General features: G+C 71.0%; 15 protein-coding genes and 4 tRNA genes. 10 read left to right on the top strand and 9 right to left on the bottom strand.

Annotated features, from left to right (window positions below; genetic code table 11):
* Window positions 1–143: 143 nt before the first annotated feature.
* Entirely contained in the window at window positions 144–407 is a 264-nt protein-coding gene (locus HW130_RS31310) for a DUF3073 domain-containing protein (RefSeq protein ID WP_177153145.1), read from the bottom strand.
* 281 nt (window positions 408–688) lie between these two features.
* Window positions 689–1780 (bottom strand): Glu/Leu/Phe/Val dehydrogenase, encoded by a 1092-nt coding sequence (locus HW130_RS31305; protein ID WP_177153144.1) that lies wholly within the window; start codon window positions 1778–1780, stop codon window positions 689–691.
* A 155-nt stretch (window positions 1781–1935) separates the two neighbouring features.
* Here HW130_RS31305 and HW130_RS31300 point away from each other — a divergent pair, with 155 nt between their 5' ends.
* Complete coding sequence (locus HW130_RS31300; protein ID WP_177153143.1) at window positions 1936–2766, top strand: hypothetical protein; 831 nt, start codon at window positions 1936–1938, stop codon at window positions 2764–2766.
* A 477-nt stretch (window positions 2767–3243) separates the two neighbouring features.
* Window positions 3244–3450: a developmental transcriptional regulator BldC gene (gene bldC, locus HW130_RS31295; protein ID WP_003949541.1), complete on the top strand. Its 207-nt coding sequence runs from the start codon at window positions 3244–3246 to the stop codon at window positions 3448–3450.
* Between the two features lie 356 nt (window positions 3451–3806).
* Here the strand turns inward: bldC and HW130_RS31290 are convergent, their stop codons facing one another.
* The 3 genes from HW130_RS31290 to hrpA form a co-directional block, all read right to left on the bottom strand.
* Complete coding sequence (locus tag HW130_RS31290) at window positions 3807–4001, bottom strand: DUF6274 family protein (protein ID WP_177153142.1); 195 nt, start codon at window positions 3999–4001, stop codon at window positions 3807–3809.
* Window positions 4002–4253: 252 nt separating this feature from the next.
* Window positions 4254–4328: transfer RNA gene (locus tag HW130_RS31285), tRNA-Asp, on the bottom strand.
* A 90-nt stretch (window positions 4329–4418) separates the two neighbouring features.
* Window positions 4419–8369, bottom strand: coding sequence for an ATP-dependent RNA helicase HrpA (gene hrpA / locus HW130_RS31280; protein ID WP_177153141.1), 3951 nt, complete (start codon window positions 8367–8369; stop codon window positions 4419–4421).
* Window positions 8370–8487: 118 nt separating this feature from the next.
* On the opposite strand from hrpA, the gene HW130_RS31275 reads away from it, so the two are divergent.
* From HW130_RS31275 to HW130_RS31265, 3 genes are read left to right on the top strand one after another with little or no spacing between them, the layout of a single operon-like run.
* A complete protein-coding gene (locus HW130_RS31275; RefSeq protein WP_177153140.1) occupies window positions 8488–9027 on the top strand; it encodes a hypothetical protein in 540 nt (179 codons plus the stop codon).
* A gap of 60 nt (window positions 9028–9087) precedes the next feature.
* On the top strand, window positions 9088–9840 hold the full coding sequence (locus HW130_RS31270; RefSeq protein ID WP_177153139.1) for a DsbA family protein: 753 nt from the start codon (window positions 9088–9090) through the stop codon (window positions 9838–9840).
* On the top strand, window positions 9837–10667 hold the full coding sequence (locus tag HW130_RS31265) for a cytochrome c biogenesis CcdA family protein (protein WP_177153138.1): 831 nt from the start codon (window positions 9837–9839) through the stop codon (window positions 10665–10667). Before HW130_RS31270 ends, HW130_RS31265 begins: the two co-directional genes overlap by 4 nt.
* A gap of 104 nt (window positions 10668–10771) precedes the next feature.
* Here the strand turns inward: HW130_RS31265 and HW130_RS31260 are convergent.
* The 4 genes from HW130_RS31260 to HW130_RS31245 all read right to left on the bottom strand — a co-directional run bounded on the left by HW130_RS31260 (window position 10772) and on the right by HW130_RS31245 (window position 12709).
* A tRNA-Phe gene (locus tag HW130_RS31260) sits at window positions 10772–10848 on the bottom strand.
* A gap of 22 nt (window positions 10849–10870) precedes the next feature.
* Window positions 10871–10945 (bottom strand) — tRNA-Asp (locus tag HW130_RS31255).
* Window positions 10946–10984: 39 nt separating this feature from the next.
* Window positions 10985–11057 (bottom strand) — tRNA-Glu (locus tag HW130_RS31250).
* A gap of 80 nt (window positions 11058–11137) precedes the next feature.
* The gene (locus tag HW130_RS31245) at window positions 11138–12709 is read right to left on the bottom strand and encodes a metallophosphoesterase (RefSeq protein ID WP_177153137.1); all 1572 of its coding nucleotides are present in this window, start codon (window positions 12707–12709) and stop codon (window positions 11138–11140) included.
* Between the two features lie 76 nt (window positions 12710–12785).
* Between HW130_RS31245 and HW130_RS31240 the strand changes: the two genes are divergently transcribed.
* From HW130_RS31240 to HW130_RS31220, 5 genes are all read left to right on the top strand, one after another.
* A complete protein-coding gene (locus HW130_RS31240) occupies window positions 12786–13136 on the top strand; it encodes a metallopeptidase family protein (protein ID WP_307714680.1) in 351 nt (116 codons plus the stop codon).
* Window positions 13133–13612 carry a fluoride efflux transporter CrcB gene (gene crcB, locus HW130_RS31235; protein WP_177153135.1) on the top strand — a complete coding sequence of 160 codons (480 nt, stop codon included), beginning with the start codon at window positions 13133–13135 and terminating at the stop codon, window positions 13610–13612. The genes HW130_RS31240 and crcB overlap by 4 nt, the downstream gene beginning before the upstream one ends.
* Window positions 13609–13971, top strand: coding sequence for a CrcB family protein (locus HW130_RS31230; protein ID WP_177153134.1), 363 nt, complete (start codon window positions 13609–13611; stop codon window positions 13969–13971). The genes crcB and HW130_RS31230 overlap by 4 nt, the downstream gene beginning before the upstream one ends.
* Window positions 13972–14051: 80 nt before the next feature.
* Window positions 14052–14639 carry a hypothetical protein gene (locus HW130_RS31225; RefSeq protein WP_177153133.1) on the top strand — a complete coding sequence of 196 codons (588 nt, stop codon included), beginning with the start codon at window positions 14052–14054 and terminating at the stop codon, window positions 14637–14639.
* Window positions 14640–14927: 288 nt separating this feature from the next.
* A partial coding sequence (locus HW130_RS31220; protein ID WP_177153132.1) for a DEAD/DEAH box helicase occupies window positions 14928–16537 on the top strand: 1610 nt, incomplete at its 3' end.

Raw genomic sequence — 16537 nt, 5'->3', positions numbered from 1 at the left:
GCGGCGTGGACGCCTGGGTCGCGGGCGAGATCATCGAGCGCGGTGACCGTGCCACGGGCGCCGAGCTGACCGGCGACTACGCAAGCTGAACAGCACAGAACCCGGTCCGGGGCAGGCCCCGGACCGGGTCGGTGAGTACAGCGTCAAGCGCCGCGGCGCTGTGACGACGGGCCGGACTCGTCGTCCTCGTCCTCGTCGTCGTTGTACATGTCCGCGTACCGCGCGTACGGGTCGTCTTCCTCGTCGTCGTCCTCGAACGGCTCGCCGTTCGGCGGCTGGCTCGAAATCGGACTCGAAGTCGATGCGCCCAGCTCGTTGGCCAGACGCGACAGGTCAGTCCCGCCGCTGTTGTACTTCAGCTGGCGGGCGACCTTTGTCTGCTTGGCCTTGGCCCGGCCGCGCCCCATGGCTCGACCCCCTCGGTGACGGGGCTCGACGGCCCCAGAGTCTTGACACGCGTTCATGAGTCGGAACGGGCTCTCCGTGAAGAGCTCGGTCCGTAGGGCTTCAACGGTACCTGCTTCCGCGGCCATACGGTACGCCGCCCGCATGAGGTGCCGCTTCACACGACCCGCGAGGCGCCCTGTCCTCGCTGGTCAACTGCGATTTTAACCTCTTCCTGGCGCCCGACCCGCCGACCGGGGTGAGTCTTGTCTCCCCGGACGGGCGGGCCGGACGGGTGCCCGGGTCAGCGACGGCGGGCGTCGGCCATGCGCTGCTCGGCGATCCGGTCGGCCGCGGCGGCCGGCGGAATACCGTCTTCCTTCGCACGTGCGAATATCGTCAGCGCGGTGTCGAAGATCTTCGACGCCTTCGCCTTGCATCGGTCGAAGTCGAAGCCGTGCAGCTCGTCGGCGACCTGGATGACGCCGCCCGCGTTCACTACGTAGTCGGGGGCGTAGAGGATCCCGCGGTCGGCGATGTCCTTCTCGACGCCCGGGTGCGCGAGCTGGTTGTTCGCCGCGCCACAGACGATCTTGGCGGTCAGCGCCGCCACGCTGCCGTCGTTCAGGGCGCCGCCGAGCGCGCAGGGCGCGTAGACGTCCAGGCCCTCGGTGCGGATCAGCGTGTCGGTGTCGGCGACCGCGTTGACCCCGGGGTGCCTGTCGAGGATGCGGCGCACGGACTCCTCGCGCACATCGGTGATCACGACCTCGGCGCCGTCGGAGAGCAGGTGCTCGACCAGGTGGTGGCCGACCTTGCCGACGCCGGCGACGCCGACCTTGCGGCCGCGCAGAGTCGGGTCGCCCCACAGGTGCTGGGCCGAGGCGCGCATGCCCTGGAAGACGCCGTACGCGGTGAGCACGGACGAGTCGCCCGCGCCGCCGTTCTCGGGCGAGCGGCCCGTGACCCAGCGGCTCTCGCGCGCGACGACGTCCATGTCGGCCACATAGGTGCCGACGTCGCAGGCTGTGACGTAACGGCCACCGAGGGAGTCCACGAACCGGCCGTAGGCAAGCAGCAGCTCCTCGGACTTGATCTGCTCCGGGTCGCCGATGATCACGGCCTTGCCGCCGCCGTGGTCCAGGCCGGCCATGGCGTTCTTGTACGACATGCCCCGGGAGAGGTTCAGCGCGTCGGCGACGGCCTCCTCGTCGGAGGCGTACGGGTAGAAGCGGGTGCCGCCGAGGGCCGGGCCCAGAGCGGTGGAGTGGATGGCGATGACGGCCTTCAGGCCGGAGGCGCGGTCCTGGCACAGCACGACCTGCTCGTGCCCTCCCTGCTCCGATCGGAACAGAGTGTTCAGCACATCGACCGGAGCGCCGGTTACATCGGTCACGGTGGTGACTCCCAAGTACGAAGCGGCGGATGCGGACCCTCCTGCGGGTGGGGAAGGTCCGGTTGGGCAAGAGAGTAAGTCCTCACCAAGCGTAGATCCGACCCGGTGCCGAGGATCACCCTCCGTCGGAGTACGGACATGGAAGGATCTGCGGCATGCCGGCGCTGTCATCGGTCCTTGTCCCGTACGCGGCCTACCTGCGGATCTACGAGCCGCTGGCGGCCTTCCCGGAGCCGGAGCGCAGTCACTGGGCGCGCTACGCGCGCAGGGAGGACACCCCGACCGTCCAGGACGAACTCCGCCGCTCCCTGGCCGACTTGCTGCCGACCCCGCCCGTCGCGGTCCGCGTCCACGAGAGCGCGGACGCCTTCGTGACCGATGTCGACGGTGTGGTGTGCGTCTGCCCGTGGCGCACTCGCCTGCGCGGCTGGCTGGCCCTGGAGGAGCTGCCCGCGCAGCTGCCCGGCGCGCTCCTGGACGCGGCGCTGCCGCCGGTCGTGCGCGAGCAGGCCGCCGCCGACTTCGCACAGTGGCGCGAGGAGAACCCGGACGCCCGCCCGTGGATCAGGACGGCCGTGTGGGGGGTGCCCGTGGGCTGGTTCGTGCTCTTCGCCGACGAGGAGCGCGAGTACACGGCCACCGCGCCCTCGCTGCGCTACCGGACGCCCATGGTCCAGGCCCGTCGGCGGCTGGCCCGCGGGCTGCGGACGCTGCGGGAGGCGATCGACGAGGGGCCGCTGACCGAGAGCCTGGTGGACGTGGGGCGGTGGCTGGAGGAGTTCCACCCGCGGTCACTGGTCGAGCTGGACTACGGGGGTCTGGTGCACGCGCTGCCCGGCGAGCTCCTGGCGGCGGACCGGTCGGCGGCGGACGCGGCGGAGGGGATCGCGGCGCTGCGGGCCGGGGACGGCGAGGGCGCGGCCGAGGCGTACGGGCGTCTGACGGAGCGTTGGAGAGCCGTGAGGGATCGTCAATTCGCGAACTGATGGAGGCGGGCAGCGACGACGGCGGCCGGGAGGGGACGTAGGTCCCGATCCGGGCGATTGCCTCAAGCGTGACGGATTGCACTAACCGCTCCCTTGCGTCCATCGCCCACCCTCGTGTCAAAATAGGACAAGGAGTCCGGGGAGGGTTCCTTCCGTCCAAGTAAGGGCGGATTGCTCAGCATTGCACGCTATGGGGGGTCTGAGGACTCCTGATCGCTCTGTGACTGATCGTCACTGTGACGTGACTGTCCGTTATGGCATGGTCCATCGGCCTTCCGCCGTTGATGGACACCTGAGAGGGCAATTCCATCGGTTTGGCCGACGTGGCTGGACAGATGGTGTAGTTGTAGTGCCGAGGACAAGCCGTTCGTCCTATAACCGACTCGGCCCGCGTCCGCCATTTCGGGCAACGCGGGTCAAGGTGCAGAATTTAGAGGAAAGAACCGAGAAGGTTCGGTTCTCCCGAGGAGGCCGCTCATGACCGCTCGCACCCCTGATGCCGAGCCGCTGCTGACCCCGGCTGAGGTCGCCACGATGTTCCGCGTGGACCCGAAGACGGTCACCCGCTGGGCTAAGGCGGGCAAGCTCACGTCCATCCGCACGCTCGGTGGACACCGCCGTTACCGCGAGGCAGAGGTCCGCGCACTGCTTGCGGGTATCCCGCAGCAGCGCAGCGAGGCCTGAACACCCCGCTTGACCGGGCATTTCCTGGGCCCCCACCCTGGATGAGCCCACCACTGGCTCCACAGACGCGCGTCTGCCCCAACAGGCCTTCGTCTTCGATCGCGCTGGACTCCGCCGGGTCCAGCGCGATCTTTTTTGTGCGCCGGGGCCGGTTGTTGCGGGGTGACGCATGACATCGGTGTCGACGCATGGGGCCCTTGGGGGAGTGGTGCAATGGCACATATTAAATCGGCCCCTTGTAGGGAGGGGCTAAATACCGCGGTTCAGGAAATTCGTTCGGTGACACCCGTCACAGTGCGTGCCTCTTGCCAAAACTCGGACCGTCACCCAATCGGCCGCGCCGTGGCGGGTGTTGGTCACTCCTCGGTGGCTTCCGGAGCGGGGTCGGATGCGGCCGGACGGGGCTCCGGATCGGGGCGCTCCATGGCCAGGCGCAGAAGCCGATGGCAGACGGGGCAGCTCCTCGTGAGGTGGCGGTAGCCCGTGGCGGCCGCCAGATGGGCGCGCAGGAGCGCGCGTGTCTCGTGCCGCCTTGCCGCAGACGCCGCCATGTGCGCCACCCCCTGCACCCTGGGTACCGGCGGCGGATGTCACCGTCAAGACGGCATGGGCCTGCAGATGGCAAAGGCCCGCGTTGACGCGACGCGGGCCTTACACGCGAACAGGCGCGGCCTTGACGGGATTCGCCGTGTCCGGCTGCGGCTCCTCCCCTGCCTTCGGCGGGGGCACAGTGGCGCGGGCTCCGGCGTGCCGGGAACGGCGAAGGCCCGCATCGACGTGATGCGGGCCTTCGGTCAAACGCGCGGTCCTGACGGGATTTGAACCCGCGGCCTCCACCTTGACAGGGTGGCGAGCACTCCAAACTGCTCCACAGGACCAGGTTTCGCGGCCGGCCACTCCTTGGCCGCGAGAGAGACTGTACAGCAGGTTCGCTGGTCAGGTCGAACTCACTCAGGGCGAGTGGACCGTCACGGTGCGGCCGCGTCGATCGCCTTCACGATCCGCTTGTCCGAGACGGGATACGCCGTGCCCAGCGCGTGCGCGAAGTAGCTCACCCGCAGCTCCTCGATCATCCAGCGGATGTCCAGGACCTCCTGGGGCACCGGCCGGCCCTGGGGCAGTTGCTCCAGCAGCCAGGCGTACTCGTCCTGCATCTCGTGGACCTTCTCCATGCGCGTGGTGTCGCGCTGGACGGCCGTCGGCATCTGCTGGAGGCGGCGGTCCACGGCGACCAGGTAGCGCATCAGGTCCGGCAGCCTGCGCAGACCCGTACGCGTCACGAAGCCCGCCGGCATCAGGGCCGCCAGCTGCTCCCGGACGTCCTGGACGTTGTTGATCAGAGTCAGGCTGTTCGTGGCCTTCAGACGGCGCTCACAGGCCTGCCAGGCGGCAAGGATCTGCTGCACCTGGTCGATCGTGCGGACGGTCAGGTCCACGAGGTCGGCGCGGACCTTGTCGAACAGCTTCCGGAACGATTCCTCGTCCCAGGCCGGTCCGCCGTGGTCGGCGATGAGCCGGTCCGCCGCCGCCATGGCGCAGTCCTCGAACAGCGCCTGCACCGACCCGTGCGGATTGCGGGACAGCGCCAGCTTCTGCTGGTTGGTCAGCTTGTCGGAGGCGAACTTCGCCGGGCTCACCGGGATGTTGAGCAGGATCAGCCGACGGGTGCCCTGCCACATCGCCTGCGCCTGCTCGGCCTCGGTGTCGAAGAGCCGTACGGAGACGCTCTCGCCCGCGTCGACGAGCGCCGGGTACGCCTTGACCGGCTGGCCGGCCCGGCGTGTCTCGAACACCTTCGTCAGCGTGCCGATCGTCCAGTCCTTCAGGCCGGTGCGCTCCAGCGACTCGCCCGACGGGCCGGACGAGGCGGCGGCCTTGGACAGCGCCTGGCGGGCCTTGGGCCGCAGCTGGAGCTTCAGCGCCTCCAGGTCCTTGTCCTCCGCCAGCTTGCGCCGCCGCTCGTCGACGATGCGGAAGGTGACCTTGAGGTGGTCGGGGACCCGGGACAGGTCGAAGTCGTCGGCCGTGACCGGGACGCCGACCATCCGCTGGAGCTCGCGCGCCAGGGTGACGGACAGCGGCTCCTGCTGGGGCACGGCCCTCTCCAGGAACGCCTTCGCGTAGTTCGGCGCCGGCACGTAGTGGCGGCGGACCGGCTTGGGCAGAGAGCGGATCAGCTCGGTGACGACCTCTTCCCGCAGGCCAGGGATCTGCCAGTCGAAGCCCTCGTCGGTGACCTGGTTCAGCACCTGGAGCGGGATGTGCACAGTGACGCCGTCGGCGTCCGCGCCCGGCTCGAACTGGTACGTCACCCTGAACTTCAGCCGGCCCTGCCGCCACGAGTCCGGGTAGTCGTCCTTGGTGACCGCGCCGGCCTTCTCGTTGATGAGCATCTCGCGCTCGAAGTCGAGCAGGTCCGGCTGCTCGCGGCGCTTGTGCTTCCACCAGGAGTCGAAGTGGGCACCGGACACGACGTGTTCGGGGACCCGCTGGTCGTAGAAGTCGAAGAGCGTCTCGTCGTCCACGAGGATGTCGCGGCGACGGGCGCGGTGCTCCAACTCCTCGACCTCGGTCAGGAGTTTGCGGTTGTCCGCGAAGAACTTGTGGTGCGTGCGCCAGTCGCCCTCGACGAGAGCGTTGCGGATGAACAGGTCGCGGGAGGTCTCCGGATCGATGCGCCCGTAGTTCACCTTGCGCTGGGCGACGATCGGCACGCCGTAGAGCGTCACCTTCTCGTACGCCATGACGGCCGCTGCGTCCTTCTCCCAGTGCGGCTCGCTGTACGTGCGCTTCAGCAGATGCTGGGCGAGCGGCTCGATCCACTCCGGCTCGATCTTCGCGTTGACGCGGGCCCACAGGCGCGAGGTCTCCACGAGCTCGGCGGACATGACGAAACGCGGTGGCTTCCTGAAGAGCGCGGAGCCCGGGAAGATCGCGAACTTGGCGTTCCGCGCACCCAGGTACTCGTTCCTCGCTGTGTTCTTCCCGCCCTCCGCCCCGGCGTTCTTCACGTCCTTCATGCCGACGTGCGAGAGCAGGCCCGAGAGCAGGGACACGTGGACGGACTGCTCGGGGGCGTCCTCCTCGTTGACGTGGATGCCCATCTGTCTGGCGACCGTGCGCAGCTGCGAGTAGATGTCCTGCCACTCGCGGATGCGCAGGAAGTTCAGGTACTCCTGCTTGCACATGCGGCGGAAACTGGAGGAGCCGCGTTCCTTCTGCTGTTCGCGGACGTAGCGCCACAGGTTGAGGAAGGCGAGGAAGTCGCTCGTCTCGTCCTTGAAGCGCGCGTGCTGCTGGTCGGCCTGCGCCTGCTTGTCGGCCGGGCGCTCACGGGGGTCCTGGATCGACAGCGCGGCCGCGATCACCATGACCTCGCGCACACAGCCGTTCTTGTCGGCCTCGATGACCATCCGGGCGAGCCGGGGGTCGACCGGGAGCTGGGACAGCTTGCGGCCGAGCGGGGTGAGCTTCTTACGGGGGTCCTTCTCCGCGGGGTCGAAGGCTCCGAGCTCCTGGAGCAGCTGCACGCCGTCGCGGATGTTGCGGTGGTCCGGCGGGTCGATGAACGGGAACTTCTCGATGTCGCCGAGCCCGGCCGCGGTCATCTGGAGGATGACGGACGCGAGGTTGGTGCGCAGGATCTCCGCGTCCGTGAACTCGGGGCGCGAGAGGAAGTCGTCCTCGGAGTACAGGCGGATGCAGATGCCGTCGGAGGTACGGCCGCAGCGGCCCTTGCGCTGGTTGGCGCTGGCCTGGCTGACCGGCTCGATCGGCAGCCGCTGGACCTTCGTGCGGTGGCTGTAGCGCGAGATCCGGGCGGTGCCCGGGTCGATCACGTACTTGATGCCGGGGACCGTCAGCGAGGTCTCGGCCACGTTCGTGGCCAGGACGATGCGGCGGCCGGTGTGCGGCTGGAACACGCGGTGCTGCTCGGCGTGCGAGAGCCGGGCGTAGAGCGGCAGGACCTCCGTGAAGCGGTACTGCTTCTTGTTGAGCGCGTCCGCGGTGTCGCGGATCTCGCGCTCGCCGGAGAGGAAGACGAGGATGTCGCCCTTGCCCTCGCCCATCAGCTCCTCGACGGCGTCCGTGATCGCGGTGATCTGGTCGCGGTCGGAGTCGTCCGACTCGTCTTCCAGGAGGGGGCGGTAGCGGACCTCGACCGGATAGGTCCGGCCGCTGACCTCGACGATCGGGGCGTCGCCGAAGTGGCGGGAGAAGCGGTCCGGGTCGATCGTCGCGGAGGTGATCACGACCTTGAGGTCGGGGCGCCTGGGGAGCAGCTGAGCGAGGTAGCCGAGGAGGAAGTCGATGTTCAGCGACCGCTCGTGGGCCTCGTCGATGATGATCGTGTCGTAGGCGCGCAGCTCGCGGTCCGTCTGGATCTCGGCCAGCAGGATGCCGTCCGTCATCAGCTTCACGAAGGTCGAGTCCTGGTTCACCTGGTCGGTGAAGCGGACCTTCCAGCCGACGGCCTCGCCGAGCGGGGTGCGCAGCTCCTCCGCGACACGCTCGGCCACCGTACGGGCGGCGATCCGGCGGGGCTGCGTATGGCCGATCATGCCGCGCACGCCGCGGCCGAGCTCCAGACAGATCTTGGGGATCTGGGTCGTCTTTCCGGACCCGGTCTCGCCCGCGACGATCACGACCTGGTGGTCCCGTATCGCCTGGAGGATCTCGTCCTTCTTCTGGCTGACCGGGAGCTGCTCGGGGTACGTGACCTCGGGCACGCGCTCGGCCCGCCCCACGGTGCGGGCCGCGGACTTCTCGGCCTCGGCGGCGATCTCGTCCAGCACGGCCTGCCGCGCCTCGGGCTTACGGATGCGGCGGGCGCCCTCGAGACGACGGCCGAGCCGGTGGGCGTCGCGCAGGGACGCCCCGGCCAGCAGGGTCTGGAGGTCTGCGAAGGAAGTAGACATACGGAGTCCAGGATCGCACTCTCCGGAAAGCGCTGGCGAACTCATTTCGTCAGCAAGCTGGTGCAGTATGGAGCGAATCGTTCATCCCTCCCGAGCGTCCCGAAGGGAAAGCGCGCCCATGCTGATCGGCCGCGACCGCCGGCACCGCGTCGCGGTGACCGCGAGCCTGCTGCTCGGGCTGCTCGGCACGCTGCTGGGATGCGTGGCGGCCCTGTCGGCGGAGGCGGCGGCCTCGCATGCGGCCTCGAACCGCGCTGCCGTGGCTGCCGGGAAGGGCTCCGCCCGCGGTGCGGTTGCCCCGCCGGTCGCCGGGGCCGGGACGGCAGCCGTCACCGGTGCCGGGTCGGACGTCGCCCGCGGTGGTGCCGCCGGCGTGCGGACGGGTGCGGGATCCGCGCCGGGCGAGGCGGTCCTCGCCGGGGCTGCGAAGCCGCCCGGATGCGGGGAGCGGACCGGGGCCGGGGACAGCGGGGCGCACCCGGGTGTGCCTCCGCGCGGCGGCTTGGCGTACGAACTGCTGCCCGCCCTGCCCCAGGCCCACGGCAGCGGCGGCGTCGTGCTCGTCTGCGGCCAGACCGCGCTGGACGTCTCGCCCCTGCGCGGCCCGCCACCGCTCGCGCCGCCCTCCGCGGTCGACCTCTCCGTCCTGCGCGTATAGGCCCGCCGGTCCCCTCACCGGCATCCGTTTCCGTCAGGCCTTTCGTTCAGGAGCTCCGCCATGCCTTCCGCGCATCCCGCCACGTCCACCTCCTCACGCAAGCCGCTCGCGATCGGCGCGGGCGTGCTCGTCGCCGCGCTGCTGCTCGGCTTCGCCTCCTACACCGCCACCCGGCCGGAGGCCACGCCGTCCGTCGGCTCCTCCTCCGTCGCCGACGGTTCCGCCGAGCCGCAGGCCGGCACGCACCCCGAGCTGGAGAAGCTCGCCCGCCGCGACGCGAAGGACCCCCTCGCGGCGGGCCGCGCGGACGCGCCCGTCGTGATGGTCGAGTACGCGGACTTCCAGTGCGGCTACTGCGGGAAGTTCGCCCGCGACACCGAGCCGCAGCTCGTGAAGAAGTACGTCGACGCCGGTGTCCTCCGGATCGAGTGGCGCAACTTCCCGATCTTCGGCGAGGCGTCCGAGGCCGCCGCGCGCGCCGCGTGGGCGGCGGGCCGGCAGGGCCGGTTCTGGCAGTTCCACGCCGCCGCGTACGCGGAGGGCGCCAAGGAGAAGGGCTTCGGCCCGGACCGCCTCACGGCGCTGGCCCGCGAGGCGGGGGTGCGCGATCTCGACCGCTTCACGCGTGACCTGGACAGCGACGCCGCGCGCCGGGCGGTCACGAAGGACCAGGAGGAGGGCTACGGTCTGGGCGCCACGTCCACGCCGTCCTTCCTGGTCAACGGCCGGCCCATCGCGGGAGCGCAGCCCCTGGAGACGTTCACCGAGGCGATCGAGGCGGCGGAGCGGACCGCCGAGCAGGGGTCGCGATGAACGACATCGGCTATCTGGCCGCGTTCCTCGGCGGTCTCCTCGCCCTGATCAGCCCGTGCAGCGCTCTGCTGCTGCCCGCGTTCTTCGCGTACTCGGTCGACTCCACGGGCCGGCTGCTGGCACGCACCGGCATCTTCTTCGCGGGCCTCGCGACGACCCTGGTCCCGCTCGGCGCGGCCGGGTCCTTCGCGGGCCGGCTCTTCTACAGTCACCGCGACCTGCTGGTCTCGGCCGGCGGCTGGCTGATCGTCACCCTCGGGGTCGCGCAGATCCTCGGGTTGGGCTTCGCCTCGCGCCGTATCGCCGAGGTGTCGGGCCGGATCCGTCCCACGACGGCCCTGTCCGTCTACGCCCTGGGCCTGGTCTACGGGCTGGCGGGCTTCTGCGCGGGCCCCATCCTCGGGAGCGTGCTGACGGTCGCGGCGCTGAGCGGGAGTCCGGTCTACGGCGGCCTGCTGCTCGCGGTCTACGCCCTGGGCATGGCGGTCCCGTTGTTCCTGCTCGCCCTGCTCTGGGACCGCTTCGACCTGGGCGGCCGCCGATGGCTTCGCGGCCGGGAACTGCGCGCGGGCCGGTTCCGGCTGCACACGACGTCGCTGGTGTCGGGCCTGTTCTTCGTGCTGCTGGGCACGGTGTTCCTGGCCTTCGACGGCACGACGGCCCTGCCGGGTCTGCTCTCGGTCGACGACTCGTTCGCGGTGGAGGAGTGGGCGTCGGGCATCGGCAGAGCGGTGCCGGACTGGGCGCTGCTGGTGCTCGTGGTCGCGGTGGCGGCGCTGGTCCTGGGTGTGCGCGGCTGGCGCCGCGGCGAGCGGGGGAAGGCGTAGCGCGTGCCCTGGGCCGGGGGCTCTCGAATCCCGTCCCAGGGCCCCGACCGTCAGGGGTCCGCGGAAACGGCGAAGGCCCCGATCCGGGGATCGGGGCCTTCGGCTGGTGGCTGGGGCCGGGGTCGAACCGGCGACCTATCGCTTTTCAGGCGATCGCTCGTACCAACTGAGCTACCCAGCCACGAAGCTCTTTCGAGCTCCAGCGGTCCTGACGGGATTTGAACCCGCGGCCTCCACCTTGACAGGGTGGCGAGCACTCCAAACTGCTCCACAGGACCAAACATTGTGCGAGAACAAGTCTCGCACACGGTGATGCGTGCCCCCAACGGGATTCGAACCCGTGCTACCGCCTTGAAAGGGCGGCGTCCTGGGCCACTAGACGATGAGGGCTAAGGGCCCGCCTGGGCGCTTCTCAGCGCGTCGGGGACGTGAGAAGCATATGGGATGCGGGGACCTATCGCCAAAACGGTTTACGGGGAGGGCGACGGCGAGTTCCCCGACGGGCTCGGAGAGGGCTCCGGCGGCTCCGCGACATGGCGGCTCACCTCCGCTGTCGTCAGGCCCAGGCCGCCCAGCGTGATCTCGTCCCACGCCTGCAGCCGCCGGCTCGTCCGGTCGAGGTAGAGCACCGAGGCGCGCACCTTCTCCGGCTCCTTGTCCTCCACCGCGCGCAGCCCGCCGCCGCCCGTCGATCCCTCGATCCTCAGGCGCGTGCCGTTCGGGAGGATCTCGGTGTGGCGCTTGTGGATGTGGCCCGCCAGGACCAGCGGCACCGTGCCGTCGGTCTCGCGGGCCGCGACCGGGTTGTGGGCGACCGCGATGTCGACGGGCGTGCCCGCGCGCTCCTGGTCGCGCAGGGCGGACGCGAGGCGGATGCCGGTCATGCGTTCCGCCGGGTCGCCCTGGGGATCGACCGACCGGTCAGGGGTGAACTGCGGGTCGCCGCTGCCCGCGATGCGCAGTCCCCCGACGCTCACGGCCCGCCCCTCGTCGAGGACGTGGACGTTCTTCATCCGGGACAGGTACTGCTGCGTCGTGCGCGAGTCGTGGTTGCCGCGGACCCACACGTAGGGCGCGCCGAGATCGGGGATGGGGTCGAGGAAGCCGTTCTCGGCAGAGGACCCGTGGTCCATCGTGTCGCCGGAGTCGATGATCACGTCGATGCCGTACTGCTTCACGAGGGAGCCGATGATGTGCCAGGCGGCGGGGTTGAGGTGGATGTCGGAGACGTGGAGCACCCGCATCGTGCCCGGGTCCGGCGAGTAGGCCGGGAGCGTCGACGTCGCGTCGTACAGCTTGGTCACGTTGGTGACCAGGCGCGCCAACTCCTTCTGGTAGACGTCGAATTCGGTCACGATCGAGCGCGCGTTGCCGACGACGGAGGGTGCGGACGACAGCAGTCCGGAGAACTTCGGCTCCAGGACGGACTTCGGGTTCCAGGTCGCGGCCGCCGAGACGCCGGAGGCGGCGAGGAGCGCGAGCGCGAGGCCGCCGGCGGCGAGGGCGCGGCGGGGGCGGCGGTAGACGGCGAGGCCCAGCGCGGTCGCCCCGGAGACGACGGCGACGCAGGAGCGCAGGGCGAGCTCGGTGGTCCCGTCCCGGACGTCGGCGGAGATCTCTTCCTGCAGGCCGGACAGCCGCTCGGGGTGTTCCACCAGGGCCTGGGAGCGGACGGGGTCGAGGCGGTCCACGTCGACGTCGAGGCGGACGGGGGCGACGTGGGAGTCGAGTTCGAGGGCGCCGAGCGGGGAGACGTTGATCTTCGTGCCGCCGCTCAGGGAGGGGCGCAGCGTCATGGTGGCGTCCATCGGGCCGACCGGCGTACGGACGTTGCCGACGATCAGCAGGCCGAGCCAGGCGCCGATGAGGACGACGGCCGTCAGTCCGAGGGCGCGGACCCATGGCCGCTGGGCCGTGGCGAGTGCGGTGGTCTGCGAGGACGTGCGGCTGCCGGGGCGCGGCGCGGTACGGAACGGGTGGAACGGGCGGAACGGGCGGGTCGGGCGGGTCGGCTGGTTCGGTTCCGGGGCTTCGCGGGCCATTGGTCCCGTATGCCCCACGCGACCGGCGACCATGCCGGGGCGGCGCGGTCCGCGTGCCGTGCGTGACAATGGCCGGGTGCTGGAGATGACGCGCGAGGAGTTCGAGGAACTGGTCGCCGAGGCCCTGGACAGGATCCCGCCCGAACTGACGCGGCTGATGGACAACGTCGCCGTGTTCGTCGAGGACGAACCCACCCCGGACGACCCCGAGCTGCTCGGGCTCTACGAGGGGACTCCGCTGACGGACCGCGGCGAGTGGTACGCGGGTGTGCTGCCGGACCGGATCACCATCTACCGGGGTCCGACCCTGCGGATGTGCGAGACCCGTGAGGACGTCGTCGCGGAGACCGAGATCACCGTGGTGCACGAGATCGCCCACCACTTCGGTATCGACGACGAGCGGCTGCACGCCCTGGGGTACGGGTGAGTTCCGGCCCCGGGGGCGCCGGAGAGGCCATCGACCCGGACGTCGATCTGCACGTCCCGGCACAGCGCGTGGAGCTGGCCGGCGCCCACAAGTGGGCGGTGCTGGGGGCGATCTCGGCCGGCGGCGCGGTGGGCGCGTCGGCGCGGTACGGGGCGACGCGGCTGTGGCCCACCGCGGAGGGGGCGTTCCCCTGGGCCGTCTTCTGGGTGAACGTGCTGGGCTGCGCCCTGATCGGCGTGCTGATGGTCCTCGTGAGTGAAGGCGGCCGGTCCGCGCATCCGCTGGTGCGACCGTTCCTCGGCGTGGGTGTGCTGGGGGGCTTCACGACGTTCTCGACGTACGCGCTCGACTTCACCGAGCTGCTGGAGCGCGAGGAGGCGGGCACGGCACTGGCGTACGCGGGCGGCACGGTCGCCGGTGCGCTGGCCGCCGTGTGGGCGGCGGCCTCGGTGACGCGGTGGGCGGTCCGGCGGTGAACTGGCTCCTCGTGATCCTGGGCGCGGCGGTCGGCGCTCCGCTGCGCTACCTGACGGACCGCGCGGTGCAGGCGCGGCACGACTCGGTGTTCCCGTGGGGGACGTTCACGGTGAACGCCGCGGGAAGCCTCGTCCTCGGCGCCCTGGCCGGGGCGTCGGTGTCGTCGGGGACGTACGCGCTGCTCGGCACGGGGCTGTGCGGTGCCCTCACGACGTACTCCACCTTCTCCTACGAGACGCTGCGCCTTGCCGAGCGCGGCTGGAGGTTCCTGGCCGTGGCGAACGTGGCCGCTTCGCTGCTGGTGGGGCTCGGATCGGTGTTCCTCGGCGTGGAGTTGGCGCGCGGCATCGCGGGCTGAGGCGGCCGGGGGGCGTGTCCCCCACGGGGTGACGGGAGTTGGGCAGGGCGACCCGCGATCCCTGTCCCGGAGGTGCTCCCGTGCGCCAGTTGTCAGCCCCCGGCCGGACGGCCGTCTGGATCGCCGCCTCCTTGGCGGCCATGGCCTGTGCAGGCTGTATGAGCGTGCGCGAGGACGAGGGCCGCAAGCCCGCGCCCAGCACCTCGTCGGAGGGGCGCGGGGCGGAGCCGGACGGCGGCCACGGAGCGCCGGGCGGCGCGCAGCGCCCGGTCGGGCACGGCGAGGAGGACCGGGAGCGGAAGCACGCGACGGCGGACGACGAGGCCGGGAAGGGGCGGGACGCCGAGGGATCGCCGAGCCCGAGCGGTGCGGCGAGCGGTGAGGCGGAGCCGACGCCGGGCGGGAAGCCTGCGAAGCCGGGGGCGAAGCCGACGCCGCCGCACGGCGGCGGGTCCCCGCCCCCGCCCCAGCAGCTCCCGAGCCTCCCTCCGCCCCAGTCGCCCACGCCCCCGGCGAGCCCGACGCCGCAGCCGAGCGAGCCGACGGACCAGCCGCCGGCGTCCTCGGCGCCCGAGGTGCACGCGGGGGCGACGCGGTCGGTCGAACACCCGGGCAGCCACCGGGGCGGCGACGAGCCCGCGGCGTCGCCGCAGGCCAGGCTGGCGTAGGTCCCCGGGGGAGGCGGGACTCCGCCCCGCCTCGCCCGGACGGCGGGTGAACGGATGGCGGGTGTCCCGGACGGCGGGTGTAAGGCGGGTCACTCGCGGGCGATTTGCCTTTGCCGGGGGAGGGTGCGTATGGTGGTAGATCGTTTGATCCCATTGCCCGGCGCCGAAACGGAAGCGCGCCGTGTGGCGCGTATTTCCCTAGCCGTGGCTGACCGCATCGAGGCGGTCGAATTGCGAATTCACGGGGTTTGGGCGCGTGCCGAGACTCCGGAAGGTTTCGCATTTCGCATGTCCACTTTCAGTACTGATCACGCCGTCATGCCCGAGAACGACACGCTCGACGAGACGGTCTCCGAGGCCGCCGAGACGGCCGCCGAAGAGCCCCAGGAGCCCCAGATCACGTTCGCGGATCTCGGCCTGCCCGAGGGCGTCGTCCGCAAGCTCGCCCAGAACGGCGTGACCACCCCCTTCCCGATCCAGGCCGCGACCATCCCGGACGCCCTGGCCGGCAAGGACATCCTCGGCCGTGGCCGCACCGGCTCCGGCAAGACCCTCTCCTTCGGTCTGCCGACCCTGGCCACGCTGGCCGGCGGGCACACCGAGAAGAAGAAGCCCCGCGCGATCATCCTCACGCCGACGCGTGAGCTCGCGATGCAGGTCGCGGACGCGCTCCAGCCGTACGGCGACGTGCTCGGCCTGAAGATGAAGGTCGTCTGCGGCGGTACGTCCATGGGCAACCAGATCTACGCCCTGGAGCGTGGCGTCGACGTCCTCGTCGCCACCCCGGGCCGTCTGCGGGACATCATCAACCGTGGCGCCTGCTCCCTCGAGAACGTCCAGGTCGCCGTCCTCGACGAGGCCGACCAGATGTCCGACCTGGGCTTCCTGCCCGAGGTCACCGAGCTGCTCGACCAGATCCCCGGCGGCGGCCAGCGGATGCTCTTCTCCGCCACCATGGAGAACGAGATCAGCACGCTGGTCAAGCGCTACCTGACGAACCCCGTCACCCACGAGGTCGACAGCGCGCAGGGCAACGTCACGACCATGACGCACCACGTGCTCGTCGTGAAGCCGAAGGACAAGGCGCCGGTCACGGCCGCCATCGCCGCCCGCAAGGGCCGCACCATCATCTTCGTGCGCACCCAGCTGGGCGCCGACCGCATCGCGGAGCAGCTGCGTGACTCCGGCGTGAAGGCCGACGCGCTGCACGGCGGTATGACCCAGGGCGCGCGTACCCGCACGCTGGCCGACTTCAAGGACGGTTACGTCAACGCGCTCGTCGCGACCGACGTCGCCGCCCGCGGTATCCACGTGGACGGCATCGACCTGGTCCTGAACGTGGACCCGGCCGGTGACCACAAGGACTACCTGCACCGCTCGGGCCGTACCGCGCGCGCCGGCAAGTCCGGCACGGTCGTCTCCCTGTCGCTGCCGCACCAGCGCCGCCAGATCTTCCGCCTCATGGAGGACGCGGGCGTCGAGGCGTCGCGTCACATCGTGGGCGGCGCGGGCGCGTTCGACCCGGAGGTCGCCGAGATCACCGGTGCGCGTTCGCTCACCGAGGTCCAGGCAGACTCCGCGAACAACGCCGCCAAGCAGGCCGAGCGCGAGGTCGTCGAGCTGACCCGCCAGCTGGAGCGCGTGCAGCGCCGCGCGGCCGAGCTCCGCGAGGAGGCCGACCGCCTGGTGGCGCGCGCCGCCCGCGAGCGCGGTGAGGACCCGGAGGCCGCGGTCGCCGAGGTGACCGAGGCCGCCGAGGCCGAGATCGCGGCCGCGCCCGAGGCGCAGCCGGAGCGCGAGTCCCGCGAGGAGCGCCGGGACGACCGGGGCAACTTCGAGCGCCGCGGCAACGACCGTGGCGGCTTCCGCCGTGACGACCGCCGTGACGGTGACCGTGG

Origin of the sequence: Streptomyces sp. PKU-EA00015 (assembly GCF_013387495.1) — a bacterium.
Taxonomy (GTDB): Bacteria; Actinomycetota; Actinomycetes; order Streptomycetales; family Streptomycetaceae; genus Streptomyces.
This window is presented reverse-complemented; position numbering and strand designations above follow the sequence as displayed.

What these genes read in the sequence shown, in the direction of transcription:
- HW130_RS31310 (WP_177153145.1), bottom strand. Translation starts at nt 407, where the DNA reads ATGGGGCGCGGCCGGGCCAAGGCCAAGCAGACAAAGGTCGCCCGCCAG.
- HW130_RS31300 (WP_177153143.1), top strand. Translation starts at nt 1,936, where the DNA reads ATGCCGGCGCTGTCATCGGTCCTTGTCCCGTACGCGGCCTACCTGCGG.
- bldC (WP_003949541.1), top strand. Translation starts at nt 3,244, where the DNA reads ATGACCGCTCGCACCCCTGATGCCGAGCCGCTGCTGACCCCGGCTGAG.
- HW130_RS31290 (WP_177153142.1), bottom strand. Translation starts at nt 4,001, where the DNA reads ATGGCGGCGTCTGCGGCAAGGCGGCACGAGACACGCGCGCTCCTGCGC.
- hrpA (WP_177153141.1), bottom strand. Translation starts at nt 8,369, where the DNA reads ATGTCTACTTCCTTCGCAGACCTCCAGACCCTGCTGGCCGGGGCGTCC.
- HW130_RS31275 (WP_177153140.1), top strand. Translation starts at nt 8,488, where the DNA reads ATGCTGATCGGCCGCGACCGCCGGCACCGCGTCGCGGTGACCGCGAGC.
- HW130_RS31270 (WP_177153139.1), top strand. Translation starts at nt 9,088, where the DNA reads ATGCCTTCCGCGCATCCCGCCACGTCCACCTCCTCACGCAAGCCGCTC.
- HW130_RS31265 (WP_177153138.1), top strand. Translation starts at nt 9,837, where the DNA reads ATGAACGACATCGGCTATCTGGCCGCGTTCCTCGGCGGTCTCCTCGCC.
- HW130_RS31245 (WP_177153137.1), bottom strand. Translation starts at nt 12,709, where the DNA reads ATGGCCCGCGAAGCCCCGGAACCGAACCAGCCGACCCGCCCGACCCGC.